General features: G+C 67.2%; 22 protein-coding genes and 4 tRNA genes. 19 read left to right on the forward strand and 7 right to left on the reverse strand.

Annotated features, from left to right (window positions below):
- Window positions 1–8: 8 nt before the first annotated feature.
- Window positions 9–830: a hypothetical protein gene (locus tag FB459_RS16580; RefSeq protein WP_141929273.1), complete on the reverse strand. Its 822-nt coding sequence runs from the start codon at window positions 828–830 to the stop codon at window positions 9–11.
- Window positions 831–840: 10 nt separating this feature from the next.
- The gene (locus FB459_RS16585) at window positions 841–1074 is read right to left on the reverse strand and encodes a MoaD/ThiS family protein (RefSeq protein ID WP_141929274.1); all 234 of its coding nucleotides are present in this window, start codon (window positions 1072–1074) and stop codon (window positions 841–843) included.
- 121 nt (window positions 1075–1195) lie between these two features.
- Here FB459_RS16585 and FB459_RS16590 point away from each other — a divergent pair, with 121 nt between their 5' ends.
- The 8 genes from FB459_RS16590 (at window position 1196) to pstB (ending at window position 10283) form a co-directional block, all read left to right on the forward strand.
- Entirely contained in the window at window positions 1196–1927 is a 732-nt protein-coding gene (locus tag FB459_RS16590) for a response regulator transcription factor (RefSeq protein WP_141929275.1), read from the forward strand.
- A gap of 32 nt (window positions 1928–1959) precedes the next feature.
- A complete protein-coding gene (gene mshD, locus FB459_RS16595) occupies window positions 1960–2829 on the forward strand; it encodes a mycothiol synthase (RefSeq protein ID WP_141929276.1) in 870 nt (289 codons plus the stop codon).
- A gap of 4 nt (window positions 2830–2833) precedes the next feature.
- The gene (locus FB459_RS16600; RefSeq protein ID WP_141929277.1) at window positions 2834–5149 is read left to right on the forward strand and encodes an RNA degradosome polyphosphate kinase; all 2316 of its coding nucleotides are present in this window, start codon (window positions 2834–2836) and stop codon (window positions 5147–5149) included.
- Window positions 5146–6096, forward strand: coding sequence for an NUDIX hydrolase (locus tag FB459_RS16605; protein ID WP_170221981.1), 951 nt, complete (start codon window positions 5146–5148; stop codon window positions 6094–6096). Before FB459_RS16600 ends, FB459_RS16605 begins: the two co-directional genes overlap by 4 nt.
- 221 nt (window positions 6097–6317) lie before the next feature.
- On the forward strand, window positions 6318–7472 hold the full coding sequence (gene pstS / locus FB459_RS16610) for a phosphate ABC transporter substrate-binding protein PstS (protein WP_141929278.1): 1155 nt from the start codon (window positions 6318–6320) through the stop codon (window positions 7470–7472).
- Window positions 7473–7555: 83 nt separating this feature from the next.
- On the forward strand, window positions 7556–8569 hold the full coding sequence (gene pstC, locus FB459_RS16615) for a phosphate ABC transporter permease subunit PstC (protein ID WP_141929279.1): 1014 nt from the start codon (window positions 7556–7558) through the stop codon (window positions 8567–8569).
- Entirely contained in the window at window positions 8566–9474 is a 909-nt protein-coding gene (pstA, locus tag FB459_RS16620; RefSeq protein WP_141929280.1) for a phosphate ABC transporter permease PstA, read from the forward strand. The genes pstC and pstA overlap by 4 nt, the downstream gene beginning before the upstream one ends.
- A gap of 32 nt (window positions 9475–9506) precedes the next feature.
- The gene (gene pstB / locus FB459_RS16625) at window positions 9507–10283 is read left to right on the forward strand and encodes a phosphate ABC transporter ATP-binding protein PstB (RefSeq protein ID WP_141929281.1); all 777 of its coding nucleotides are present in this window, start codon (window positions 9507–9509) and stop codon (window positions 10281–10283) included.
- 240 nt (window positions 10284–10523) lie between these two features.
- Here the strand turns inward: pstB and FB459_RS16630 are convergent, their stop codons facing one another.
- From FB459_RS16630 to FB459_RS16640, 3 genes are all read right to left on the reverse strand, one after another.
- Window positions 10524–10784 (reverse strand): hypothetical protein, encoded by a 261-nt coding sequence (locus tag FB459_RS16630; RefSeq protein WP_211345219.1) that lies wholly within the window; start codon window positions 10782–10784, stop codon window positions 10524–10526.
- Window positions 10785–10871: 87 nt separating this feature from the next.
- Window positions 10872–11507: a hypothetical protein gene (locus tag FB459_RS16635; RefSeq protein ID WP_129624627.1), complete on the reverse strand. Its 636-nt coding sequence runs from the start codon at window positions 11505–11507 to the stop codon at window positions 10872–10874.
- A gap of 9 nt (window positions 11508–11516) precedes the next feature.
- Window positions 11517–14081, reverse strand: coding sequence for a DEAD/DEAH box helicase (locus tag FB459_RS16640; RefSeq protein WP_141929282.1), 2565 nt, complete (start codon window positions 14079–14081; stop codon window positions 11517–11519).
- Window positions 14082–14193: 112 nt separating this feature from the next.
- On the opposite strand from FB459_RS16640, the gene FB459_RS16645 reads away from it, so the two are divergent.
- The 5 genes from FB459_RS16645 to FB459_RS16665 all read left to right on the forward strand — a co-directional run bounded on the left by FB459_RS16645 (window position 14194) and on the right by FB459_RS16665 (window position 19280).
- A tRNA-Lys gene (locus FB459_RS16645) sits at window positions 14194–14266 on the forward strand.
- 118 nt (window positions 14267–14384) lie between these two features.
- Entirely contained in the window at window positions 14385–14615 is a 231-nt protein-coding gene (locus tag FB459_RS16650) for an antitoxin (protein WP_141929594.1), read from the forward strand.
- A 173-nt stretch (window positions 14616–14788) separates the two neighbouring features.
- Window positions 14789–17191: a malto-oligosyltrehalose synthase gene (treY, locus tag FB459_RS16655; RefSeq protein WP_141929283.1), complete on the forward strand. Its 2403-nt coding sequence runs from the start codon at window positions 14789–14791 to the stop codon at window positions 17189–17191.
- Window positions 17188–18975 carry a malto-oligosyltrehalose trehalohydrolase gene (gene treZ / locus FB459_RS16660; protein ID WP_141929284.1) on the forward strand — a complete coding sequence of 596 codons (1788 nt, stop codon included), beginning with the start codon at window positions 17188–17190 and terminating at the stop codon, window positions 18973–18975. Before treY ends, treZ begins: the two co-directional genes overlap by 4 nt.
- Window positions 18972–19280, forward strand: a complete 309-nt coding sequence (locus FB459_RS16665; protein ID WP_141929285.1) for a DUF1330 domain-containing protein — start codon at window positions 18972–18974, stop codon at window positions 19278–19280. Before treZ ends, FB459_RS16665 begins: the two co-directional genes overlap by 4 nt.
- A gap of 33 nt (window positions 19281–19313) precedes the next feature.
- On the opposite strand, the gene FB459_RS16670 is transcribed toward FB459_RS16665, so the two are convergent.
- Window positions 19314–20555 (reverse strand): polysaccharide deacetylase family protein, encoded by a 1242-nt coding sequence (locus tag FB459_RS16670; protein WP_141929286.1) that lies wholly within the window; start codon window positions 20553–20555, stop codon window positions 19314–19316.
- 201 nt (window positions 20556–20756) lie between these two features.
- Between FB459_RS16670 and FB459_RS16675 the strand changes: the two genes are divergently transcribed.
- Window positions 20757–21809 carry a hypothetical protein gene (locus tag FB459_RS16675; protein WP_141929287.1) on the forward strand — a complete coding sequence of 351 codons (1053 nt, stop codon included), beginning with the start codon at window positions 20757–20759 and terminating at the stop codon, window positions 21807–21809.
- On the opposite strand, the gene FB459_RS16680 is transcribed toward FB459_RS16675, so the two are convergent.
- Window positions 21810–22274, reverse strand: coding sequence for a hypothetical protein (locus FB459_RS16680; protein ID WP_141929288.1), 465 nt, complete (start codon window positions 22272–22274; stop codon window positions 21810–21812). It lies immediately after the preceding gene.
- Window positions 22275–22317: 43 nt separating this feature from the next.
- Here FB459_RS16680 and FB459_RS16685 point away from each other — a divergent pair, with 43 nt between their 5' ends.
- The 5 genes from FB459_RS16685 (at window position 22318) to FB459_RS16705 (ending at window position 24528) form a co-directional block, all read left to right on the forward strand.
- Window positions 22318–23352 carry a PHP domain-containing protein gene (locus FB459_RS16685; protein ID WP_141929289.1) on the forward strand — a complete coding sequence of 345 codons (1035 nt, stop codon included), beginning with the start codon at window positions 22318–22320 and terminating at the stop codon, window positions 23350–23352.
- Window positions 23353–23484: 132 nt separating this feature from the next.
- Window positions 23485–23557, forward strand: a tRNA-Glu gene (locus tag FB459_RS16690).
- 25 nt (window positions 23558–23582) lie between these two features.
- Window positions 23583–23659 (forward strand) — tRNA-Asp (locus FB459_RS16695).
- 63 nt (window positions 23660–23722) lie between these two features.
- A tRNA-Phe gene (locus tag FB459_RS16700) sits at window positions 23723–23795 on the forward strand.
- Between the two features lie 112 nt (window positions 23796–23907).
- Window positions 23908–24528, forward strand: a complete 621-nt coding sequence (locus FB459_RS16705; protein ID WP_141929290.1) for a copper resistance CopC family protein — start codon at window positions 23908–23910, stop codon at window positions 24526–24528.
- The last annotated feature ends 36 nt before the right edge of the window (window positions 24529–24564 follow it).

Here is a 24564-nt window from a genome sequence, read left to right on the forward strand (position 1 = left end):
GTGCCCGCTCAGCGGGTCAGGGCCCAGACCACGGCGAACGGCACGATCCCGACCACCAGGACGCTCCCCGCGCCGAGGGCGACCGCGGCCGGCGCCTCGGACGCGCGTGGCAGTGAGCCCACCACGCGACGCAAGGCGTGTGCAATGCCGCAGGCGGCGAGCGCACTGAGCATCGGTGCGTTCCAAGGGGTTTCGCTGAGCACGCCGAGTGCGGCTCCGGCCGCCACGGCCAGCAGGAGACTGATCGGCAGCGACCATTCACCCAGCGTCCGGCCGCCGAGGAAGAAATCGACGACCACACCGACGGCCGCGCCGAGACAGGCCGCGTAGGTGACGAACTTCGCGTCGAACTCGACCAGGGTGCTCAGGTGGAACGCGCCGACGGCGAGCACGGCAAGCCCGAACACCGCGCCTGCGATCGAGAGAGTCAGTGAACGCCGACCATCACTGCGAAGGAGTTCGTGCAGGAACGCCACCATCAGACCGATCGCGAGCGCCGTCGTCAGCCAACGAAGGCCGTGCGAACGGGGCGCGAGCAGTTCGACGATGCCGATGCCGACCAGTCCGGCGAGCAGGACAGCCGAACTGCCCGGTGGGCGAGGCAGATCCAGCAGGATCGGCCAGCCCCACGCGACGGCAACGCCGCAGGCGATCAGCGCGAGGGCCAACGGGAGCGCACCGCCGTAGGTGCCAAGTGCGACGGCCGCGCCGGCAGCGAGTTCGGAGACGACGGTCAGGGCGCCCGGGCTCGGGCGTTCCTCGACGTCTTCCTGGTCGCTGTGTCGCACGGCGGACATCATGGCAGCCCGGGTGGCCGCTGACTCACTCATGGGCTGCGTGTCATCCGCCGGCGAAGGGCGGCAACACCTCGATGACGTCGGACGGCCCGACCTCATGGGAGGCCTCCACCCGGCGACCGTCGACGAGCAACGCGCAGTGCGGGACGACGGAGGCGAGCGCCGGACGCTGCTGGATCACGAGTTCGAGGGCCTGGGCGACGGTGGCGGCCTCGACCGCTTCGGTCTCCACCCCGGCCGTGGCCTTGGCACCGGCCCAATAACGCATCGTCGGCATGAACCCAGCGTACGGCCCGAGGTCGGCTACTCCTGGTGTCGCACCGGCACCCCGACGAAAGTGCGCCCGAAGTGACGCAGGTTACTGACGCGAAGCCGCTTCGAACCTACTCTGGTCTGTCATGGCCAACCTGCTGCTGCTCACCGACGCCCGCGGGGCGAGCATCGAGGTGCTGCCGGCTTTGGCCCTGCTGGGTCACCGGGTCCGGATCCTGCCCGCGGTGACCGACGTACTGGTCGACCCACCCCCGAGTGACGTCGTGCTGCTCGATGCTCGCCGCGATCTGGTCGGGGCCCGGACGATGGCCAGGTTTCTGCGCGGAGCCGGCTCGACCGATCCCGTCCTCGGTATCTTCACCGAAGGCGGGCTGGCCGCGGTCAACGCCGACTGGCAACTCGACGACGTGCTGCTCGACAGTGCAGGTCCGGCCGAAGTTGAGGCACGTCTGCGTCTGGCAACGTCGAGCCGACCCGAGCAGGAGGACGAGAACCTCACCAAGATCGTGGTCGGCGACCTGGTCATCGACGAACAGGCGTACTCGGTGCGCGTCGGACGCACCATGCTCGATCTCACTTACAAGGAGTTCGAGCTGCTGAAGCAGTTGGCGGCCCACCCGGGACGCGTGTTCACCCGCGCGCAGTTGCTGCAGGAGGTGTGGGGATACGACTACTTCGGGGGCACCCGCACAGTCGACGTGCACGTGCGTCGCCTGCGCGCCAAGCTCGGACCGGAGAACGAGTCGTTCATCGGGACGGTCCGTAACGTCGGGTATCGATTCGCCGGGCCGCGCGAGGCGCGCGGCAGTGACGAGAAGACCTCCGAGATCGATCAGAGCGAGCACGCCGACACCTGACCGCTCTGACCCGGACGTGGTGGAATCGGAGCATGGACCGTCCAGCACTTTCCGACGTCGTGACCCTTGCCGACGCTGCCCAAGCCGTCGACGGCGTCGCCCCGCTGTCGGAGGCCACCTTCCTCGCCCTTGACGCCCCTGCGTCCGATCAGGACCTGCACGGCTACGTACAGGGAGCGGGCGGCCTGGACGCCTACTCCCACCTGCGGCTGGAGGATGACGGCACCGCCTGGGCCGAGATCGTGGTCCATCCCCACGCCCGCCGCCACGGCCACGCGAGTCGCTTCCTGGAGTTCGTCCGTAACCAGAATCCGCAGGTTCGGGTATGGGCGCACGGTGATGTTCCGGCCGCGCAGGAGACCGCGAGACACCGAGGGATGCAGGTCGTCCGCGACCTGTGGGTGATGTCCCGTCCGGTCGACGACAGCATCACCGATCCTGTTGTGCCCGAAGGTTTTTCGGCCCGCTCCTTCCGGACCGGTGATGAGGAGGACTGGCTCGCGGTCAACGCACGCGCGTTCGCGCACCACCCCGAGCAGGGACGGATGACCTTGCCCGACCTGCAGGCGCGCATGGCGGAGCCGTGGTTCGACCCGTCCGGCCTGCTGTTGGTCTTCGACGACGCGACCGGCCGGCTCGCGGCCAGCCACTGGACCAAGATCGCCGAGCAGTCGAGTGGCGTCGGCGAGGTGTACGTGGTGGCCGTCGACCCCGAGTTCCAGGGGCGCGGCCTCGGCGGTTACGTCACCTCGATCGGGTTGGCACACCTGCGGGACAAGGCAGTTCGGGAGATCGAGTTGTACGTCGAGGGCGACAACGAGCCGGCGATCGCCACCTACCGCCGTCGCGGATTCGAGCGGTCTGCGCAGGACGTCATGTACGCCTGGCCCGGACAGGCCTGACACCATGGGCGCCATGGACACGGTGGAGCAGAAGACGGAGCACGACGCCGAGCAGGCCGCGCAGAGCACGCCGGCGGGGACTGCCGAGACAGATGCGCACGCACCGGCCGCCAGCGACGTCGCGCTCGCCCGCATGGCCGAGCGTGCGCAACGTGCCCGTGGCTCGAACGGACGGTTCATCCGCTCGGCCGAGACCGGCGCCGACGACGCCACCGGTGAGTTGCCCGACGACCGCTTCCTGGACCGCGAGGTCTCCTGGCTGCAGTTCAACGAGCGCGTGCTCGAGCTCGCCAACGACCCCGAGGTGCCACTGCTGGAGCGGGTCCGGTTCTTGACGATCTTCGCCAGTAACCTCGACGAGTTCTTCATGGTGCGCGTCGCCGGGCTGAAGCGACGGATCGCCGCTGGTATCGCGGTGCGTTCGGCCTCCGGGTTGGAGCCGCGCGAGGTGCTCGACGCGATCTCGCAGGCCGCCCACGAGTTGATGGATCAGCATGCTTTCGCCTTCCACGAGGTGATCCGAACGGCGCTGCTGGACGAAGGCATCAGCATCCTGCGGCCGGACCAGCTGACCGAGCCCGAACTCGCGCACGTCGACACCTACTTCCAGGAACGCATCTACCCGGTGCTCACTCCGCTGGCAGTCGACCCGGCGCACCCGTTCCCCTATATCTCCGGCCTGTCGCTGAACCTCGCTGTGCTGCTGGTGAATCCGAAGACCGGACGCGAGCACTTCGCCCGGGTGAAGGTGCCCTCGGTGCTCCCCCGGCTGATCCACCTGCCGGCCGACGAGACCAGCGACGAGTTGTACGAGGACCGCTTCGTGTCGATCGAGGACGTCATCGCCAAGAACCTCGGCGAGCTGTTTCCCGGCATGCAGGTCGCCGAACACTTCACCTTCCGCGTCACCCGCAACGAGGACCTCGAGGTCGAGGAGGACGACGCCGAGAACCTCCTCACCGCGCTGGAGAAGGAGCTCACCCGGCGCCGGTTCGGCCCGCCGGTGCGACTCGAGGTCGCCGACGACATGGACGATCACATCCTGGAGATGCTGGTCCGCGAACTCGGCGTGCACCGCAAGGAGGTCTACCGACTGTCGGAGCCGCTCGACCTGCGCGGCCTGTCACAGGTCGCCGACCTGTCCCGCACCGAACTGCGCTGGCCGGCCTTCGTGGCAAAGGCGCACCCGGCGCTGTCCCCGGTCGAGCGCTCGACGCAGGCCGACATCCTGGGCGAGATGCGCGGCGGCGACATTCTGCTCCACCACCCGTACGACTCGTTCTCCACCAGCGTCCAGGCGTTCATCGAGCAGGCGGCGGTCGACCCGCAGGTGCTCGCCATCAAGCAGACGCTCTACCGCACCAGCGGTGACAGCCCGATCATCCAGGCGCTCATCGAGGCGGCCGAAGCCGGCAAGCAGGTGCTCGCGGTCGTCGAGATCAAGGCCAGGTTCGACGAGGAGAACAACATCTCCTGGGCCCGCAAGCTGGAGCGGGCGGGCGTGCACGTCGTGTACGGCCTGGTCGGGCTGAAGACGCACGCGAAATTGTGTCTGGTCGTGCGTCAGGAGGGCGACACGATTCGTCGTTACTGCCACGTCGGCACCGGCAACTACAACCCGAAGACCGCGCGGCTGTACGAGGACCTCGGCCTGCTGACCAGCGATCCCGTGGTCGGCGAGGACCTCACTCGCCTGTTCAATCAACTCTCCGGAATGGCCCCGCGCGCCCGGTTCAGACGGCTCTTGGTCGCTCCGCGCTCGGTCCGATCCGGCCTGATCGCGAGGATCGAGGAAGTCGCCGAAGCAGCCCGCGTCGGCGGCTCGGCGACCGTGCAGATCAAGGTCAACTCGATGGTCGACGAGAAGATCATCGATGCGCTCTACCGCGCCTCGCAGGCGGGCGCTCATGTCGACGTCTGGGTGCGCGGCATCTGTGCGCTGCGCCCGGGCGTGCCCGGGATGTCGGAGAACATCCGGGTGCGATCCGTCCTGGGTCGCTTCCTCGAGCACTCCCGAGTGTTCCGGTTCGCCGTCGACGGCGGCGACGAGACCGTCTACATCGGCAGCGCCGACATGATGCACCGCAACCTCGACCGTCGTGTCGAGGCGCTGGTGCAGGTCATCGACCCCAAGCACGTCCGGGCCCTGCGCGAACTGCTCGCCCTCGGCATGGCAGACACGTCCGCGTCGTGGCACCTGCAGGCCGACGGACACTGGGAGCGCCACCACAAGGACGCGTCCGGCGACCCGCTGATCGACGTCCAGGCCGATCTCATCGCCACCTACGCCCGTCGCCGCACGAAGGCACAGCGCCGTTGAGCCAGACGAACGGACAGGCCCCGTTGGCGACGATCGGCGCGAGCGGTGTGGTCCTGTGGCGCCGGCACCGCGGCGCGTTGCAGGTGCTGCTGGTCCACCGCGCCAAGTACGACGACTGGTCGTGGCCCAAGGGCAAGCTGGATCCCGGCGAGTCATGGATCGAGGCGGCAGTGCGCGAGGTGCAGGAGGAGACCGGGCTGCGTGCCCGCGTCGGCATCCCACTGCCGGACGCGAGCTACCCCTTGCGCTCGGGCGAACTCAAGCACGTCCAGTACTGGGCCGGCGAGGCGATCGCGGGTGACGGCGCCCTCGAGAACGAGATCGATGATGTCGCATGGTTGCCGGTCGACAAGGCCTTGGCACGGTTGAGCTATACCCGCGATTCCATTCAGCTCCAAGCGATCGTCGAAGCCGAGCGCCGGTTCGGGTTGGCCACCTGGCCGTTCGTCGTCGTCCGGCACGCGGTCGCCGTGCCCCGGGTCGACTGGGACGGCGAGGACTCCGAGCGTCCGCTCACCCCGGACGGAGTCGAACGCTCCCGCACACTCGTCGCGTTGCTGGACGCCTACTCCCCCACCCGCATCCTGAGTTCGGCATCGGTTCGTTGCTCGGCCACGGTCGCGCCGTATGTGGAGCATGCCGATATCGACCCGATCTTCAAGAACGGACTGTCGGAGGAGGGCTTCGCCGACGACCCGCGCAAGGTCGTCAAACATGTCGCCCGCGCGTTCGCCAGGACCGACCCGGTTGCCTTCTGCACACACCGTCCGGTGCTGCCTTCGATACTGCTGCAGATCGCCGGCTACTGCACTCCGGGTGGGCTGGCCGGCACGACCTTGCGCGGCCTCGCCGAGAACGGGATGGACAAGGGCGAGGCGCTGGTGTGTCACGTTGCCGGGGCGGGTGACACGGCGCGCGTGGTCGCCGTCGAACGCCACCGACCTTGACCTCGCCGGCGTTTCTTGGTCAACCGTCCGGGTCCACGCTGTGATTCAGGCCACACGAGGGCCCGGTCAATAACAGAACCGCAGGTTACGGTGGGATTTCGATGTGGCCAGTTCACCGTGTGTTCACCGACTGGGGGTCATTCGGTCACGTGCCCTGCCTACCTTCGCATCGTCGGTGCATCTGCCGGCGTATCTGGTAGTCACACCTGAGAGGTTCCCCCGTGAAGATCACGCGTTCCGGCCGCGCAGCCAGCGTGGCACTCGTTGCCGCCTTTGCCCTCACCGCTTGCGGCAGCGACAGCAACACCCCCGGATCGAGCGACAGCTCCAAGGACAACGGCTCCACGAGCTCCTCCTCGGCCGCCGGCGGTGCAGAGGGCGGCAAGGACGAGTGCGGCACCACCAAGATCACCGCCGAGGGTTCGACCGCCCAGGACAACGCGATCCAGGACGTCATCGCTTCCTACGGCGAGAAGTGCGCCGACGCCGGCGTCACCTACAACGGCACCGGCTCGGGTGCAGGTATCAAGCAGTTCATCGCCAAGCAGGTCAACTTCGCCGGCTCCGACTCGGCGCTGAAGACCGAGGAGAAGGACGGCAAGATCGAGCAGACCGAGGCCGACAAGGCGTGCGCCTCCCCGGCGTGGAACCTGCCGATGGTCACCGGCCCGATCGCCATCACCTACAACCTCCCGGGTGTCGACAAGCTCGTCCTCACCCCGGCCGTGATGGCCGACATCTTCAACGGCAAGATCGCCAAGTGGAACGACAAGGCGATCGCCGACCTCAACAAGGACGCGAAGCTGCCGGACAGCGACATCAAGCCGATGTTCCGCTCCGACGAGTCGGGCACCACCGAAAACTTCACCAAGTACCTCGCCGCCTCGGCGAAGGACAAGTGGACCGCAGAGCCGGCCAAGAAGTGGTCCGGCAAGGGTGAGGGCAAGGCCAAGACCGCCGGTGTCGCATCCGCCGTCAAGAGCACCGAGGGAGCCATCGGCTACGTCGAGTGGGGCGCAGCCAAGGACAACAAGCTGTCGTACGCACAGGTCGACAACGGTTCCGGTGCTGTCGAACTGACCGGCGAATCGGCCGGTAAGGCCGTCGCCGCCGCGAAGGTCGACGGCAAGGGCAACGACCTGAAGCTGAAGCTCGACTACGCGACCAAGGAGGCCGGCGCCTACCCGATCCTGCTGGTCACTTACGAGATCGCCTGCTCGAAGTACCCGGACGCGAAGGTCGGAGCAAGCGTCAAGGCGTTCCTGAACCACTTCGCCTCGGACGACGCGCAGAAGGCCATCGAGGAGATCGGCTACGCACCGCTGCCGGGCGAGATCGCCGGCAAGGTCAAGAACGCCATCGGCGCCATCAAGTGATTCACCGTCGGTGGTGGGTCGGCGATCGCCGGCCCACCACCGACATACGCACTTTCTCTTCATCTGCGAGTTAGGTAGCACGCATGACCTCCATTACCGGAGTCTCGGCCGCGGACAGCAGTCCCGACCCGGACGGCCGCACGCCACTCGAGGGCGATCGCGCCAACACCGGACGTCTGGGTGACAAGCTCTTCGGCGGAGCCGCCACCGCCGCCGGACTGATCATCATCCTGATCGTCACCCTGATCGGCGTCTTCCTGATCGCCCAGGCGATTCCGGCGCTGCTGAAGAACAAGGACAACTTCCTCACCTCACAGGCCTGGGACGTCTCCAACCCTGACGAGATGCGCTTCGGCATCGCCCGTCTGCTCTGGGTGACCGTGAGTTCCTCGGTGGTGGCAATGCTGATCGCGGTGCCCCTGGGCGTCGCCATCGCGCTCTTCCTGACGGAGTACGCGCCCAAGTGGCTGGCGAAGCCGGCCGCGTCCCTGGTCGACCTGCTCGCAGCTGTGCCGTCGATCGTCTACGGCCTGTGGGGCGCCAACATCGTCGGCCAGTACTTCGAGCCGGTTGGTGACTTCCTCAACACATACTTCGGCTGGATGCCGTTGTTCGCAGATGCGAGCAATGCGCGCGGATCGTCGATCGCGTTCGTCTCCATCGTCCTCGCGATCATGATCCTGCCGATCGTCACCGCCCTGTCCCGCGAGGTGTTCGCCCAGACCCCGGCAGCCCACAAGGAAGCCGCGCTCGCCCTCGGTGCCACCAAGTGGGAGATGATCCGTACAGCCGTGCTGCCCTTCGGCAAGCCGGGCGTGATCTCGGCGGCGATGCTCGCACTCGGCCGAGCCCTCGGCGAGACCCTCGCGGTCATGCTGATCGTGTCTGCCCTGGCCAGCGGTTCGGAATGGAACCTTTCGTTGCTTGCCGGCGGCGAGACCTTCGCCTCCAAGATCGCCAACAATGCCGGTGAGTTCGACAGCCCCAGCAAGACCGGCGCGTATATCGCAGCGGGTCTGGTGCTGTTCATCCTCACCTTCGTGGTCAACGCGATCGCCCGTATCGTCATCGAGCGCCGGAAGGCCTTCACCGAATGAGCACCGTCGACACTGCCACCGCCACGAACCAGCACGTCGATCTCGGTTCGAAGTCCGCCGGACGCGCGGTCAAGGACAAGGTCGCACAGGCGGTCATGTGGCTGGCCTTCGTCATCGCGATGATCCCGCTGGTCTGGATCCTCGCCACCGTCATCGTCAAGGGTGGCTCCCTGCTGCTGGAATCGCAGTGGTGGACCCATTCCCAGCAGGGCATCACCAACCGTCGCGAGGGTGGCGGTGCGGTCCACGCGATCCAGGGCACCTTGCTGCAGGGCTTCGTCACCGCGCTCATCTCGGTCCCGATCGGTGTCTTCACCGCGGTCTACCTGGTCGAGTACGGACGCGGCAAGCTCGCCCGCGCGGTCAGCTTCATGGTCGACATCCTCACCGGCATCCCCTCGGTGGTCGCGGCGCTGTTCATCTACGCGCTCTGGGTGACCACCTTCGGATTCAACCGAATCCCGTTCGCCGTCTGTCTCGCACTCACGATCCTCATGGTGCCGACGATCGTCCGCTCCACCGAGGAGATGCTCAAACTCGTCCCGAACGAACTGCGTGAAGCCTCGTACGCCCTGGGTGTGCCGAAGTGGAAGACGATCGTGAAGATCGTGCTGCCGACGGCGTTCTCCGGCATCGTCACCGGCATCCTGCTGGGCCTCGCCCGGGTCATGGGCGAGACCGCACCGTTGATCATCCTGGCGCCCTACTTCCGCTCGATCTCGACCAACCTGTTCGACGGCCTGATGGGCACGCTGCCGACGATGATCAACGACGGTCGCGACAACATGGGTCTCCTGCCCACCCAGGAGCGCGTGTGGGCAGCTTCGCTCACCCTGATCCTGCTCATCCTCGTGCTCAACCTGCTCGGCCGGCTCGTCAGCCGGATGAGCAAGGTGAAGAGCTGACCGCCGTTTTCGTCACAGAAGGAATCACGTACATGGGTAAGCGCATCGACGTCCAGGACCTGAACGTCTACTACGGCGACTTCAAGGCGGTCGAGGACGTCACGATGACGGTCGAGCCCCGCTCGGTGACCGCGTTCATCGGTCCGTCCGGCTGCGGTAAGTCCACCTTCCTGCGGACGCTGAACCGGATGCACGAGGTCATCCCCGGTGGACGCGTCGAGGGCAAGGTGCTACTGGATGACCAGGACCTCTACGCCAACGGCGTCGACCCGGTCGGTGTGCGCCGCACGGTCGGCATGGTCTTCCAACGTCCGAACCCCTTCCCCACCATGTCGATCGGTGACAACGTCACCGCGGGCCTTCGCCTCAATGGCATGAAGAACAAGAAGGAACTCACCGAGCGGACTGAGCGTGCGCTGCGCGGTGCGAACCTCTGGGAAGAGGTCAAGGACCGCCTCGACAAGCCGGGTGCGGGACTGTCCGGTGGCCAGCAGCAGCGTCTGTGCATCGCCCGCGCGATCGCGGTGCAGCCGCAGGTGCTGCTGATGGACGAGCCGTGTTCGGCGCTCGACCCGATCTCCACGCTCGCGATCGAGGACCTGGTTCACGAGTTGAAGGAGGACTACACGATCGTGATCGTGACCCACAACATGCAGCAGGCGGCGCGCGTCTCGGACAAGACCGCCTTCTTCAACCTCGCGGCCACCGGGAAGCCCGGCCGGCTCGTGGAGATGGACGACACCACGACCATCTTCAACAACCCGAAGGTCAAGGCGACCGAGGACTACATCTCCGGCCGCTTCGGCTGATCGGCCGATTCGGGCCGATCAGCCCGCCGGCGGCGATCAGGGGGATTCGCCGACGCGACAAGGCCCCGCACCACGAAAAGTGGTGCGGGGCCTTGGTCGTATCCGGGCGGGGAGCGCCTCACGGCGCGTGGCCGCTCGTAGCGGCTGATTTTGGGACCCGGGGCTGCCGCCGCCCGAACACGTAAGAGCCTAACCCGCCCCGACCGGGGTTTGTTCCCCTGACCGGGTGATCGTGACGAGCTACTTCTTGAGCTGACCTTCGGCCACGACGGTCTTGCCCTTGCCGTCGCACTTGTCGTGGTGATGGGAGACGTCGTCGCGGGCCTTTTCACGGGATCGACGCCCTGGGCCGCGCCAGTCGCAGCTCTTGCAGAGCCCGAAGGTGAAGCTGCCGACGTCCTCGGTCAGGTGCTTTTCCTTGACCTCGACGGTCAGCTTCTTGTGACCCCCGATCGGCGGCTTGAGGCGCAGCTTGACCGAGGTCCATTTGTTCTTACCCACGGCCGGAACGGTATCCCCCACCCCCGAAGTAGGACAACCGTCCAATAGGGACTGTGACCGTCCTCATAACGCCGTGATGCACTGAGCTCAATGTAATGTGCCTGACCGCCAGGCGGCCGCTGCTCGCCGCAGGTCCGACGCCGTACCTCGCATGGCGGAGGCGGACACGGTCTGGGTGCGTGCCGCCTCGTCGTCGTAGCCGTCGCTGAAGTCCGCGCGGTGTGCTCGACCGGTCGCGACGACCTCGCAGAACGCAGCGGCACGCTCGAGCGCGGTGTCGAGTTCGCCGCGATAGACGCCGGTCAGAATCGCGTCACCGAGAGCCAGCATGGCATCCGGTGACGGGGGCTCGGCCGAGCCGGCGATGGCCGCGGGCACGTCGGCGCGCAACCTGCCCTCGGCGAAGTCGGCGGACGCCCCCGCAGCGTCCCGGACGATCCACTCACGCAAGGCGTACAAGCGCCACAGGGCACCGGGAAGACTCACTGCCGGCTGCCTCGACCACAGGTCGGCAACCGTCGACAGCCCGAGTTCGCCGACCAGGTTCACCAGTCGCGCCGTCAAGGCCGGGTCATCGTCCGCGCGGCCGGTGCGCACCAGAATCGCGGCGGATTCGTGCGCGATCTCGCTGGCCCGCGCCGGGTCGAAGCTGCCGACGTGCGACTCGATCTGTTCCGGGGACATCGGTTGGGGACGCCGGGGGCGACGCTGCTCGTCGGACATCGCTCCAGGCTACGCGTCCATGCGGTTGAGACCGAGCACGACGATGACCGGCTCCCCCGCCTCATCGGACGCTGCCAACGGCACCTCGGCATCGATGCCCCAGTCCAGGTCACCATCGGGGTCGAGCACGACCTGACGGACCCGCCACAGGTCGGCCTGCTGCTCGATGCGCAACAACTGTGGACCCCGTGCGTCAGGGGTCAGCACCATCTCGTCGTGATCGTCGAAGTAGTGCGAAAGGTCCTGCGACCACGCGGCCTCATCCATCACGATCTGCGTGGGCGGGTCGGTCGACTCGCTCGCCGCACGGTCGAGCGCGGCCAACCGATCGACGCGGCGGATCGACGCGAGTTGGAGGCGCCGGAACATCGCATTGCGGATCTGCACCCGGAAGGCCCGTTCGTTGCGGGTGACACCGCGCGGCGTCGGCGGGATCACCTGCGCGGTGAGCAGTTGCGTGGGGTTGGTGAGCGCTTCCCACTCGTCGATGAGGCTGGAGTCCGTCTGGCGGATCGACTCCCCCAACCACTCGACGATGTCGTCGATCTCCTCGTTCTTGCGGGTGTCCGGCAGCAGTTGACGCATCGTGCGGTAGACGTCGGTGAGATAGCGCAGCACGACCCCCTCGGAGCGGGACAACTCGTATTGGCGTACCAATTCGCCGAAGCTCCAGGCGTTCTCGTACATCTCCCGGACGACGGACTTCGGCGAGAGCGCCTCCTGCGGCACCCACGGCTGGTTCCTGCGGTAGGCCTCGAAGGCGGCCGTGAGCAGTTCCTCCAGCGGCTTGGGCCAGGTGACCTCCTCCAGCAGTTCCATCCGTTCCTCGTACTCGATTCCGTCGGCCTTCATCTGGGCGACGGCCTCGCCGCGTGCCCGGTACTGCTGGGCCCGCAGGACCGGGAAGGGGTCCTCGAGAATCGCCTCCACGACAGACACGACGTCGAGTGCGTAGGTGGGTGACTCCGGGTCGAACACATCCAGCACCGCGAGTGCGAACGGTGACAGTGGTTGGTTGAGGGCGAAGCTCTCGTGCAGGTCCGCGGTGAGTTCGACCTGACGACCGTCGTCCAGCGGTGCGTCCAGTCGGCGCACGACTCCGGCTGCGAGAAGCTCCCGGTAGAGGGCGATGGCCCTTTTCGACAGTCGCCGCTGACGACGCTCGTCCTCGTGGTTCTCGCGCAGCAGACGGCTGATCGCTGCGTACGGATCCCCCTCGCGCGCAACGACATTCAGGATCATAGAGTGTGTGACCCGCATGCGGGACTGCAGCGCCTCCGGGGCTGAACCGACCAGTTTGTCGAAGGTCTCCTCGGTGTAGTTGATGAAGCCCTCGGGCGGCTTCTTGCGCTGCACCTTGCGCTGCTTCTTCGGGTCGTCACCCGCCTTGGCCAGCGCGCGGGCGTTCTCGATCTGATGGTCGGGCGCCTGGACGACTACGGTTCCGCTGGAGTCGAACCCGGCCCGACCCGCGCGACCGGCGATCTGATGGAACTCGCGCGACTTGAGCAGCCGCTGCTTGGTGCCGTCGAACTTGGTGAGCCCCGTGAAGACCACCGTCCGGATGGGGACGTTGATTCCGACGCCCAGGGTGTCGGTGCCGCAGATGACCTTGAGCAGTCCACGCTGGGCAAGGGTCTCGACCAACCGGCGGTACTTGGGCAGCATGCCGGCGTGGTGCACCCCGATGCCGTGCCGGATCAGCTTGTTCAGTTGCTTGCCGAAGCCGGCCGAGAACCGGAACCCACCGATGAACTCACCGATCTGCGCCCGCTCGTCGGCGGTGAGGATCTTGAGCGAGAGCAGTGATTGCGCTCGTTCCAGCGCGGCGGCCTGGGTGAAGTGGACGACGTACACCGGCGCCTGGTGCGTGGTGAGCAGTTCCTCCAGCGTCTCGTGCAGCGGGGTCATCGCCCACTCGAACGACAACGGCACCGGGCGCTCGGCGTTCGCGACGACCGCAGTCGGTCTACCCGTGCGGCGGGTGAGGTCCTGCGCGAAGAAGCTGACATCGCCGAGAGTCGCCGACATCAGCACGAACTGGGCCTGCGGGAGTTCCAGCAGGGGTACCTGCCACGCCCAACCGCGATCCGGATCGGAGTAGAAGTGGAACTCGTCCATGATCACCATGCCGACGTCCGCCGAACTGCCTTCGCGCAGAGCGATATTCGCGAGGATCTCGGCGGTGCAGCAGATGATCGGGGCGTCGGCGTTGACCGACGCGTCGCCGGTGAGCATGCCGACGTTGTCGGCGCCGAAAATCTCGCAGAGGGCGAAGAACTTCTCCGACACCAGCGCCTTGATCGGAGCCGTGTAGAAGCTCACGCGGTCCTCGGCCATCGCGACGAAACTCGCCGCCGTCGCGACCATCGACTTTCCCGAGCCGGTCGGCGTCGCCAGGATCACGTTCGCCCCGGAGAGGATCTCCATGATCGACTCTTCCTGGTGCGGGTAGAGCGACAACCCACCGTCCGTGGCCCACGCGGCGAACGCCTCGTAGAGCGCATCGGAGTCGGGACCCTCAGGGATGCGCGCGGTGAGGTCGGATGCCTTCGACGGCGAGGTGGTGGTCATCAGCGACCATCCTGCCAACACTCGCTCGGCCTTCCGAATCGCCGGTTCGCTCCGCCGGTTTTCGGGTCCGCTGTGCGGTAGGTAGGCTGACCTCCGCTCGCCACGCGAGCGAGGGCCTTTAGCTCAATTGGCAGAGCAGTGGACTTTTAATCCATTGGTTCCGGGTTCGAGCCCCGGAGGGCCCACAGATTTCTGTCGACCGTCAAGCCCCACCCACGCTGACCGGAGTGGTTCCCTGGTTGTCAGGTGCTCCCGACGAGGGTCACCTGGCACGAACCAACCGACAACAAGGAGTTGATTGTGATGGGTCTCGGCGACAACTTGGGCGGCCTCGGCGACAAGGCCAAGGACCTCGGCGGCCAGCACAGCGACAAGGTCGACCAGGCCATCGAAAAGGGCGGCGACTTCGTCGACGACAAGACCGGCGGCCAGCACGCCGAGCACGTCGACAAGGGCCAGGACTTCGCACGTGACCAGTTCGGTGGTGGCGACCAGGGCGCCGGCCAGGACGGCCAGGGCGGCGAGCAACAGTAGGGCTGCACCACGATCCAGCGCATGTCGGGGCGCGTCACCACGGGTGACGCGCCCCGTTCTCTTTGCTCACCTGCTTGCTCACCTGCTTGCTCGTCTCCTTGCTCGGCCCGCGTGATGTGCATCGCCACCCCGCAACGCCCGTCCGGACGCCATGGGTGGGCAAGATGGGAGCCATGCCCTTCACCAGCACCTACCGCCTGCAGTTGCACTCCGGATTCACCTTCGCGGACGCGGCGCAGCAGGTGCCCTACCTCGCCGAACTCGGCATCTCACACCTGTACCTCTCCCCGATCCTGACCGCCGTCCCCGGCTCCATGCACGGGTACGACGTCGTCGACCACACGCGGATCAACCCCGAGCTCGGCGGCGAGGACGGTTTCCGCGAACTCGCCGAGAAGACACACGCGCTCGGCCTCGGCATCGTCGTCGACGTGGTCCCCAACCACATGGCGTTCGTCGCCCCGGAGTACCTGAACCGTCCGTTGTGGGAGGTGCTGCGGGACGGGCGGGACGCGTCCACCGAGCAGTGGTTCGACATCGACTGGAAGGTGGGCGGCGGGCGCATCGGCCTGCCCGTGCTCGGCCGGTCACTCGCTGAAGTGCTCGAGGCCGGCGAACTCACCCTCGACACCTTCGACAGCGGCGAACCGGTGCTGCGCTACTACGAGCACGTCTGGCCGGTCGCCCTCGGCACCGAGGAGGGCGACGTCGCCCAGGTGCTGGACCGGCAGCACTACCGCCTGGCGTCCTGGCGCGAAAAGGACGAGGTGCTCAACTACCGCCGGTTCTTCGAGGTCGACGGACTCATCGCGGTCCGGGTCGAACTGCCCGAGGTCTTCGACGCCACCCATGAGCTGCTGGTGCGCCTGCACCACGAAGGCCTCATCGACGGGTTCCGGATCGACCACCCGGACGGCCTCGCCGACCCGTCCGGCTACCTGGAACGCCTGACGTCCGCATGCAAGAAGGACACCCCGATCTGGACCGAGAAGATCCTGGAGGGTGACGAGCGCCTGCCGACGGACTGGAAGTGCGCCGGCACCACCGGGTACGACGCACTACGGGTCGTGCAGGCCGCGTTCACGGATTCCGCGAGCGCCGACGTGCTGGACGAAACCTGGATCGCGGCGGGCGGCAATCCCGACTTCCACGCGATCGTCCAGGACTCCAAGCGCTGGATCGTCACGCATGCGCTCGCGCCGGAGGTCGACCGACTGACCCGTCGCGCCCGCGAGGCGCTGCCCGATCTCGACCCGGAGCGGTTGCGCGAGGCGGTCGTGGAGCTGCTCGTCGCCGGTGAGGTGTACCGCGCATACGTGCAGCCCGATCAGCGTCTGACGCCGGCCGCCCGGGCGCGACTGCGGGAGGCCTTCACGGCCGCGGTCGAGGCGCGTCCGCAACTCCAGCACGAGATCGAGTCCCTCATCCCAGTGACGTTGCTCGCCGACGACGACGAATCCGCAACGGATTTCGCCATTCGCCTGCAGCAGACCTGGGGCCCGGTGATGGCCAAGGGCATCGAGGACACCACCTTCTACCGCTACCACCGCCTCGTTGCACTCAACGAGGTCGGCTCCGACCCCACGCTGGTCGCCGGCGCCAGCCCCGACCTGCTGCACCAGTGGGCCGTCTACCAGCAGCGGAACTGGCCGCGCACCATGACCAGCCTGTCGACCCACGACACCAAGCGCAGCGAGGACGTCCGAGCCCGGATTCTCGCGGTCGCCGGCGAGCCGTCTGCGTGGCAGGAACTGTCCGCGTCCGCGGCCGCACTCGCGCAGGGTCACATCGACGGACCGACGGCTCACCTGGTGTGGCAGACCCTCTTCGGCGTCGGCGAGATCGACGACGAGCGGCTGACCGGTTATCTGGAGAAGGCCTTGCGCGAGGGTAAGGAACACACCGCCTGGGTCGACGGAGACGCCGAGTACGAGGCACGGGTGATCGCGTTCGCCGAGCGCCTGCGCGACGACGCCGGACATTCCGCGCTCAGCACCCGGATCGAAGCCGATCTGGCGGAGTCCATCCGGGCGATCACGTTGGGCACCAAGCTGATTCAGCTGATGCTGCCCGGCGTGCCCGACACCTATCAGGGCACGGAGTACGTCAACCTGTCGCTCGTCGACCCGGACAACCGGCGTCCAGTCGAATACTCCGAGCGTGCGCAGACTCTCGGCACCCACGAGACTCCTGATCTCGATTCCGAGAAGCAGTTCGTCGTGCAGAGCGCGCTGCTGACCCGCCAGCGGCACCCCGAGGTCTTCGGTGACTCCGGCGGGTACACCCCGATCGAGTCCGACAGCCCGCACCTGCTCGGGTTCGTGCGTAACTACGCACCCGGCCTGGTGTCCGGCGTGCTGCGCCGCGAGCAGCCCGCCGCCGTCGCCGTTCTGGCCACCCGCACCCCGAGTCGGCTCGCTCTCGAGGGCGGTTGGGCCGACGCCACCGTCGAACTGCCGGAGGGCACCTGGACCGACCTGCTGTCCGGGCGCCTGTACGACGGCGGCCGCCACGTGCGTTGTGCCGACCTCTTCACCACGATGCCGGTGGCGCTGCTGGAGCTCGCCGCCTCATGACGACCAAGGAGAACACCGCTGTGAGTCCGGGAAATCACACCTTCCGTGTCTGGGCACCGTTGGCGCAGAACGAGGTCGAGCTGTGCGTCGACGACACGTCCGTACCGATGCACCCGGCGGACGACGGATGGTGGCAGGTCGACGCCCCCGGCGGCCCGGGATCGCGATACGCCTACCGGGTCGACGGCGCCGACGAGCGTCCCGACCCGCGGTCGCTGTCGCAGCCCGACGGACCCCACGCCCGTTCCGAGGTGGTCGACCTCGCCCGGCACCGGTGGACCGACGAGGGGTGGGAGGGCATCCAACGCAATGACGCGGTCATCTACGAACTGCACGTCGGCACCTTTACCGACGAGGGCACGCTGGACGCTGCCATCGAGCGTCTCGACCACCTGGTCGATCTCGGCGTCAACCTGATCGAGTTGATGCCGGTCGCCGCGTTCCCGGGCGAGCGTGGCTGGGGTTACGACGGCGTCAGCCCGTACGCCGTCCACCAGGCCTACGGCGGTCCCGCAGCGCTGCAGCGGTTCGTCGACGCCGCCCACAGCAAGGGCCTCGGGGTGTGCCTCGACGTCGTCTACAACCACCTCGGCCCGAGCGGCAACTACCTTCCGGTCTTCGGCCCGTACTTCACCGACCGTCACCACACACCGTGGGGCTGGGCGGTCAACCTCGACGGGCCACAGAGCGACGAGGTCCGCCGCTACCTCATCGACAACGCCACAATGTGGTTCCGCGATTTCCACCTCGACGCGCTGCGCCTGGACGCGGTGCACGCCCTGATCGACGATCGCGCCGTGCATTTCCTGGAAGAGCTTGCGGCACAGACGGATTCGCTGTCCGACGTGCTCGGTCGGCCGCTGCTCCTGATCGCCGAGTCCGACCGAAACGACCCGGCGACGGTCACCGACCGAGCGCCGGGTGGCGAGGGCGGACAGGGCTTGCACGCGCAGTGGGCCGACGACGTCCACCACACCTGGCACGTGCTGCTCACCGGCGAGACGCAGGGCTACTACGCCGACTTCGCCGACCCCGAAGCGATCACCAAGATCGCCCGCACGCCGTTCTTCCACGACGGCACCTGGAGCAGTTTCCGGCAGCGCCACCACGGCCGTCCGATCGACGGGGCGAGCACTCCCGGCGATCGTTTCGTGGTGTCGCTGCAGACCCACGACCAGGTGGGCAACCGGGCCACCGGCGACCGCCTCTCTCACCTGGTCTCCCCCGGCCGTCTGGCGATCGGTGCCGCATTGATGCTCACCTCGCCGTACACACCGATGCTGTTCATGGGTGAGGAGTGGGGCGCTTCGACCAAGTGGGCGTACTTCACCGATCACGAGGAGTCCGACCTGGCTACAGCAGTCTCAGAAGGACGCCGCAAGGAGTTCGCCGATCACGGCTGGAGCGACGAGGTGCCCGACCCGCAGGCGAGGTCCACGCGGGACGCGTCGGTGTTGCAGTGGCAGGAGCTCGACGAGCCGACCCATCGCGCGCTGCTGGACTGGTACCGTACGCTGATCTCGCTGCGCCGCGAGGTTGCCGACCTGCACAACCCGTCACCGGAATCGTCGCGCATCGAGCGCTCGGACGATCTGCTGATCGTGCACCGAGGTGAGCACCGGGTCGTCGCGAACCTCGGTGGCGAACCGGCGCGCATCGACAACGACCAGCACATCGTGGCTGCGTTCGAGACCTCCATGGACGCTGGTGGAGACGTCGTCATCGAGCCGGACGGCGTCGTCCTGCTCGGGCCCCGTACCGACAACGAAGGGACAGTTCGATGAGCAAGGGTTACTGGATCGCACACATCTCGGTGCACGACCCGGACGGTTACACCCAGTACACCGACCGCAACGGTGCGGTGTACGCGAAGTACGGCGGGCGTCTGCTCGTGCGCGGCGGCACCTTCGAGGCGGTCGAGGGCGAGGCACGCGACCGCAACGTGGTCGTCGAATACCCCAGCTATGAGGCTGCCCTGGCGGCGTACCACTCACCGGAGTACGCCGAGGCGAAGAAGTACCGCCAGGCGTCCTCCGACGGCGAACTGCTCGTCATCGAGGGCTACGACGGGCCACAGCCCGGCGAGTGATTTCCCGAAACCGCTGCATCACAGCGGTATCGGTCACTTCACCAGGAAATTCGACCAACCGGATTCGGGGGCGTCGTTCAGTGCCCGAAGTGCATCCAGGGTGGCCGGCTCCTGGGCGTCGAGCCAGTCGCACAGTTGCCGGAAGGTGACGAAACGGGTGTCCGGCTTGGCCGCCATCCGGCCGATGGCGTCCTCGACGGCGTCCATGTAGATGCCGCCGTTCCAGCCCTCCAAGTGGTTGCCGATGATCAGCGGTGCCCGGTTGCCGTCGTAGGCGCGCTCGAAGCCGGCGACGTAAGTGTCGGCCGCCTGCTTGCGCCAGGCCGGACGTTTCGCCGGATCGCCCTTGGTGCCGCCGGACTGGTTGACCATGATGTTGTAATCCATCGAAAGCACCGTGCCGCCCTTGCCGGCGAACGGGATCGACTGCAGCGACAGGTCCCACAGCGTGCCGTCCTTCTTCGGCCACACCTGGTTGTTCCCGGCACTCGTGTCATAACGCCAGCCGAGCTTGCTCGCCGCCTTACGGACGTTCTTCACCCCTTGCAGGCATGGAGTACGTCCGCCGACCAGTTCCTTCTCGTAATCGAATGGAAGCGGCGGTAGGTCGGTGAACCCGGTGTTCGTCTTCCAGGTCCGCACGACGTTCTTGGCCTGGCGGATCTCGTCCAGCCAGTCCGCCTCGGACCACGTCTCCACACCGTTGTCGCCACAGAAGTGTCCGTTGAAGTGGGTGCCGATCTCGTGGCCGTCGAGCCAGGCCTGGCGCAGCAGTTCGATGGTCCGGCGGATCTCGGCGTCCTTCTGGAATCCGACATCGGAAGCACCCGCCTTGAAGCCCGGACCTTTGTAGAGCGTTCGCTTCGACTCGGGGAGCAGGAAGATTCCGGTGAGGAACCACGTCTGCTGGCACTTGTACTTCTTGCCGACCTTGAGGAAGCGCTCGAACAGCGGCGGCATGTCCTGGTTCTCGCCCGCGCCGTCCCAGGAGATCACCACGAACTGCGGCGGGGCCTGTCCCGGCTTCAGCTTCTCCGGTTCGGGTTGGTGCGGCTGCGGACCACAGTCCGCGGTCGATCCGTCACCGATCAGCCGCGGGTTGTCGATACTCGGCTTGCCCGACGGTTTACCTGGAGCGCTCGTGCCGGACGATTCGGCGTCCGGGTTCTTTCCGGGCTGCTTGGGATCGGCCTTGTCCTCCCCGCTGCAGGCGGCCAGCGTGCTGGCTGCGAACCCCGCTGCAATGACGGATCGACGGCGGACGGTGCGAGACATTCGATTTTCCCCCTGAAACTTCGTTCTAACCCTGGACGCCCCTGTGCGTCGTCGGACTGGACCTTTCAACACCGTGCCAGCCCTTGGCGCCATACCCAAGCCCCCACGCCAAGGTTTGCCGATCGTTTGCCAAGTCCTGGGTCCTGTTTGACCCGTCCGATGCCCGCCGCGCGGGTGGTGTCGGCTCCTAGAGTGGGAGCCATGCCGAACAACTCCGCTCTCCGCTCCCCCGCAGCCCAGAATCTGCTCGCTGCCGCCGTCGCCGGTCTGGGCGTTCTTGCCCGCCCGGCCAGGATCCCCACCTGGGCCCGTCGGGGCCTCACGGTCGCGAACACCGCAGGCACGGCCGGCTCGCTGTTCATGACCGACAAGGCCGCCGAGAACTCCGACGCGCTCGGCCTCAAGCCGGTCAACACCAAGCGTGACGTCGCCGTCACCTCCGGCTCCGCGATCGCTGCGGCCGCCGGCAGTCTGAGCCTGCTGAGCTCCGGCAGCGGGCTCAAGCTCGACGCCAAGGCCGAGAACTACCTGCTGAAGAAGGGTGTGCGGCACCCGCGCATCTGGATGGCCGTCGCCGCCGTGGGCCTGGTCTTCGCGATCAAGTCCTTCCAGGACGCGGCCGCGCGCACGGCCGACACGGCAGCGTCCAAGCTGGCTGAGAAGCAGGCCGACAAGCAGGGTTCGGCCGGCCAGGTCACTGCCGGCACCGCCAAGCCGGCCGTCGCGCGTTCCTCGTTCGTTCCTGCGACGACGGCGTCCGCATCCTCGGACAACAAGTCCACCGTGGGCAGCGCCGACCAGAGCACGAACAACGGCCAGAACAGAAGCGACAAGGCCTCGGACGAGGCCACCGGCACAGGTGGCTCGGACGCCCTACGTGCCGAAGCGTCACGTCCGGCTGCCGGTTCCGCCACTCCGGAGGGCGCATCGGACGCTCCCGGTGCTGCCCCGGCCGGCGACGTCGACGACACCCCCATCTGGAAGAACGTCACCGACAACCGCGGCGCGTCGACGGACAACAGCGACGAGGGCTGGAACCGGGCCGCAGGTGACAACTCGGACGGGCCGTCCACCCAGCACGCCGACCACGGCTCGGACGCGTTCGGTACGGGCAACAACGGCGCCACCGACGGTTCGGACGCTTCGGGTCACCGCCCCTCGTTGTTCGAGCAGCAGCTGGTCGAGACGACCGTCGACGATGTCGACGAGCCCAACCCGACCGACCTGTCCACGGAGGACGAGAAGAAGAGCTAGTCAGTTACGCAGGTGGTGCCAGGTCAGGATCAGCACCGCCGCGAGCATGACCAGCGAGCCGAACAGGCTCCACGGGCGTCCCGCCCGGGCGATCGCAGTTGTGACGGCCGGCGGGGCGCCCAGTTCGTTCATCCGTTGTTCGACGGTCTTACGCACCTTGCGCAGTTTGGTGCGACCCAGAGTGGCCGCGAAGGGCACGTAGACCAGCAGGACGGACGCGGCGAGCGGCACCCGCAGGTAGACCGCGTTCCAGCGCAGTTCGACAAGCACTGCTGCAGCAAGGACCAGGACGGCGATGAGCGCGGCGGCCGCCTGCACCAGGTGGGTCACCCGTGCTCCGCGCGATGAACTGCCCCCCGCGCGCCCCACCAGGAACGACAGGACACGGTGCTGCATCCGCGCCTGGGCCCACAGCATCCAGGCCAACGACACGGCCAGCAGTGCGACGAACAGCCCGGCTCTCACGCAGGTGACGATAGCGGCGCCCGTCGCCCCTTAGTCTCGCCGTATGGCCGAACCTGTCATCGAACCCGTCGACGCCCTGCGCCGGATCGCCTTCGTGCTCGAGCGTGCGCGAGCCGGCACCTACCGGGTCAAGGCCTTCCGTCAGGCGGTTTCGACGGTGGTGGCGACACCTCGCGAGGAACTCCGACAGCGTGCGGAGGCCGGAACCCTGGCCGAGCTTCCCGGGATCGGGAAGTCGACCGAAGCCGTCATCCGGCAGGCGCTCGCGGGCGAGCGGCCGGAGTACCTGGCGACCGTCGAGGCGAAGTACCCGGACAAGATGGTGGACGGTGGTGAAGAGGTGCGGGCCGCGCTGCGCGGCGACTGCCACAGCCACTCCGACTGGAGCGATGGCGGATCACCGATTCCCGAAATGGTCGCTACCGCAATGGAACTCGGACACAAATACCTCGTGCTGACTGATCATTCGCCGCGACTTCGAGTGGCGAACGGACTGTCCGCGGCGCGCCTGGCCGAGCAGTTGCAACTCGTCGACCGCATCAACACCCACCTCGCCGACTCGTTCACCCTGCTGAAGGGGATCGAGGTCGACATTCTCGATGACGGCGGACTCGACCAGACCGAGGAGATGCTCGATCAGCTCGACCTGCGCGTCGCGTCCGTGCACTCCAAGCTTGCTATGGCGTCCGCGCCGATGACCCGTCGGATGATCGCCGCCGTCCAGAACCCGCGCACGAACGTCCTCGGGCACTGCACCGGACGCCTCACCGGTGGTTCACGGGGCACGCGAGGTCAGTCCTGCTTCGACGCGAAGGCAGTCTTCGAGGCATGCGCTGACAGCGATGTCGCCGTCGAGATCAATTCGCGCCCGGAGCGTTGCGACCCGCCCGACGACCTGCTCGTCCTTGCTCGGGATGCCGGCTGCCTGTTCAGCATCGACAGCGACGCCCACGCGCCCGGTCAGCTCGACCTGTTGCAGTTCGGCTGCGCCCGCGCGCAGGAGTTCGACATCCCGATCGAACGCATCGTGAACACCTGGGAACGTGACCGGCTCGTGGAGTGGGCCGCGAGGCGCTGACCTGCACAAATGCGTTCGAATCGGCCGGCGTCCGGGGTCGTTTTGGAAATCCTCCGAAGACTCCCCTATAGTTGCGCAGGTCCTCAACGGATCCGAGCCGAGTTCGCTCGGCGGTGGAACTGACCAGGACAGGTCCCCATCGTCTAGCGGCCTAGGACACCGCCCTTTCACGGCGGCGGCACGGGTTCGAATCCCGTTGGGGATACGCAAGTCAGGTCTTGCAACAGCAAGGCCCCGTAGCGCAGTTGGTTAGCGCGCCGCCCTGTCACGGCGGAGGTCGCGGGTTCGAGTCCCGTCGGGGTCGCCAGTTCGGTGACGAGGCCCTGCCGAGCCGAAAGGTTCGGTGGGGCTTTTTTCACCGGGCGGAGTTGGCCAGATAGCTCAGTTGGTAGAGCGAGCGACTGAAAATCGCTAGGTCGGCGGTTCGACCCCGTCTCTGGCCACATCGATGAAACCCGCTGCCCATGGCAGCGGGTTTCTGCGTCTGCTGAGTGGCAGCGCGAGCCGGATGAACCCGCAACATGCCGCGAATCCGGTGGTGGGCAGAATGAACCCATGCTCCGGATCCTGGCGCGAGTCACCTTCGCACTGCTGCTCTTGCCCCTGCTGCTGATCAACCCGGGGCAGGCGATGGCTCATGACAGGCTGACCGACTCGGTCCCGAAGGCAGGCGCTCGCACCGAACCGATCGATGCGGTCTCGCTGGTCTTCAACAATGCTGTGCTTGGCACAGGCGCCGCGGTCCGGGTCGACGGGCCCGCAGGCACCGTCGCGCAGGGCACGCCGGCCGTCAGCGGTGCCCGCGTGACCCAGAACCTGAAGACGCCGCTCGCGAACGGTGGCTACCGGGTCGTCTGGCGCGTGGTCTCGTCCGACGGCCACCCCATCTCGGGCACGTTCGACTTCACCGTCGAGGGCGCGAGCGATCCCGCCGACTCCGCCGCATCGTCGCGCAGCGCCGACGCCAGTTCCGAGGCCACGATCCCGCCTTCGTCCTCGAAGCCGACGCCGCCCGCCCAGGAGGTGCCGACGTCCGAGACCGACAACAACGCACCGCTGATCATCGCCGCTGCCGCCCTTGCCCTGTTGTTGATCGCCGGTGGCGCCTTCCTGACCAAGGGACGCCTCAAGGACGACGACGTCGACACGCGCACCGACGAAGCAAGTGCTGGATGAGTCTTCCCCGACCCAGGCGGCGAACGAACCCGACGA

This window comes from Yimella lutea (genome assembly GCF_006715095.1).
Taxonomy (GTDB): domain Bacteria; phylum Actinomycetota; class Actinomycetes; order Actinomycetales; family Dermatophilaceae; genus Yimella; species Yimella lutea.

What these genes read in the sequence shown, in the direction of transcription:
- FB459_RS16705 (WP_141929290.1), top strand. Translation starts at nt 23,908, where the DNA reads ATGCTCCGGATCCTGGCGCGAGTCACCTTCGCACTGCTGCTCTTGCCC.
- treY (WP_141929283.1), top strand. Translation starts at nt 14,789, where the DNA reads ATGCCCTTCACCAGCACCTACCGCCTGCAGTTGCACTCCGGATTCACC.
- FB459_RS16675 (WP_141929287.1), top strand. Translation starts at nt 20,757, where the DNA reads ATGCCGAACAACTCCGCTCTCCGCTCCCCCGCAGCCCAGAATCTGCTC.
- FB459_RS16600 (WP_141929277.1), top strand. Translation starts at nt 2,834, where the DNA reads ATGGGCGCCATGGACACGGTGGAGCAGAAGACGGAGCACGACGCCGAG.
- FB459_RS16650 (WP_141929594.1), top strand. Translation starts at nt 14,385, where the DNA reads ATGGGTCTCGGCGACAACTTGGGCGGCCTCGGCGACAAGGCCAAGGAC.
- FB459_RS16590 (WP_141929275.1), top strand. Translation starts at nt 1,196, where the DNA reads ATGGCCAACCTGCTGCTGCTCACCGACGCCCGCGGGGCGAGCATCGAG.
- FB459_RS16580 (WP_141929273.1), bottom strand. Translation starts at nt 830, where the DNA reads ATGAGTGAGTCAGCGGCCACCCGGGCTGCCATGATGTCCGCCGTGCGA.
- FB459_RS16665 (WP_141929285.1), top strand. Translation starts at nt 18,972, where the DNA reads ATGAGCAAGGGTTACTGGATCGCACACATCTCGGTGCACGACCCGGAC.
- FB459_RS16585 (WP_141929274.1), bottom strand. Translation starts at nt 1,074, where the DNA reads ATGCCGACGATGCGTTATTGGGCCGGTGCCAAGGCCACGGCCGGGGTG.
- mshD (WP_141929276.1), top strand. Translation starts at nt 1,960, where the DNA reads ATGGACCGTCCAGCACTTTCCGACGTCGTGACCCTTGCCGACGCTGCC.
- FB459_RS16670 (WP_141929286.1), bottom strand. Translation starts at nt 20,555, where the DNA reads ATGTCTCGCACCGTCCGCCGTCGATCCGTCATTGCAGCGGGGTTCGCA.
- FB459_RS16635 (WP_129624627.1), bottom strand. Translation starts at nt 11,507, where the DNA reads ATGTCCGACGAGCAGCGTCGCCCCCGGCGTCCCCAACCGATGTCCCCG.
- treZ (WP_141929284.1), top strand. Translation starts at nt 17,188, where the DNA reads ATGACGACCAAGGAGAACACCGCTGTGAGTCCGGGAAATCACACCTTC.
- pstA (WP_141929280.1), top strand. Translation starts at nt 8,566, where the DNA reads ATGAGCACCGTCGACACTGCCACCGCCACGAACCAGCACGTCGATCTC.
- FB459_RS16640 (WP_141929282.1), bottom strand. Translation starts at nt 14,081, where the DNA reads ATGACCACCACCTCGCCGTCGAAGGCATCCGACCTCACCGCGCGCATC.
- FB459_RS16685 (WP_141929289.1), top strand. Translation starts at nt 22,318, where the DNA reads ATGGCCGAACCTGTCATCGAACCCGTCGACGCCCTGCGCCGGATCGCC.
- pstC (WP_141929279.1), top strand. Translation starts at nt 7,556, where the DNA reads ATGACCTCCATTACCGGAGTCTCGGCCGCGGACAGCAGTCCCGACCCG.
- pstB (WP_141929281.1), top strand. Translation starts at nt 9,507, where the DNA reads ATGGGTAAGCGCATCGACGTCCAGGACCTGAACGTCTACTACGGCGAC.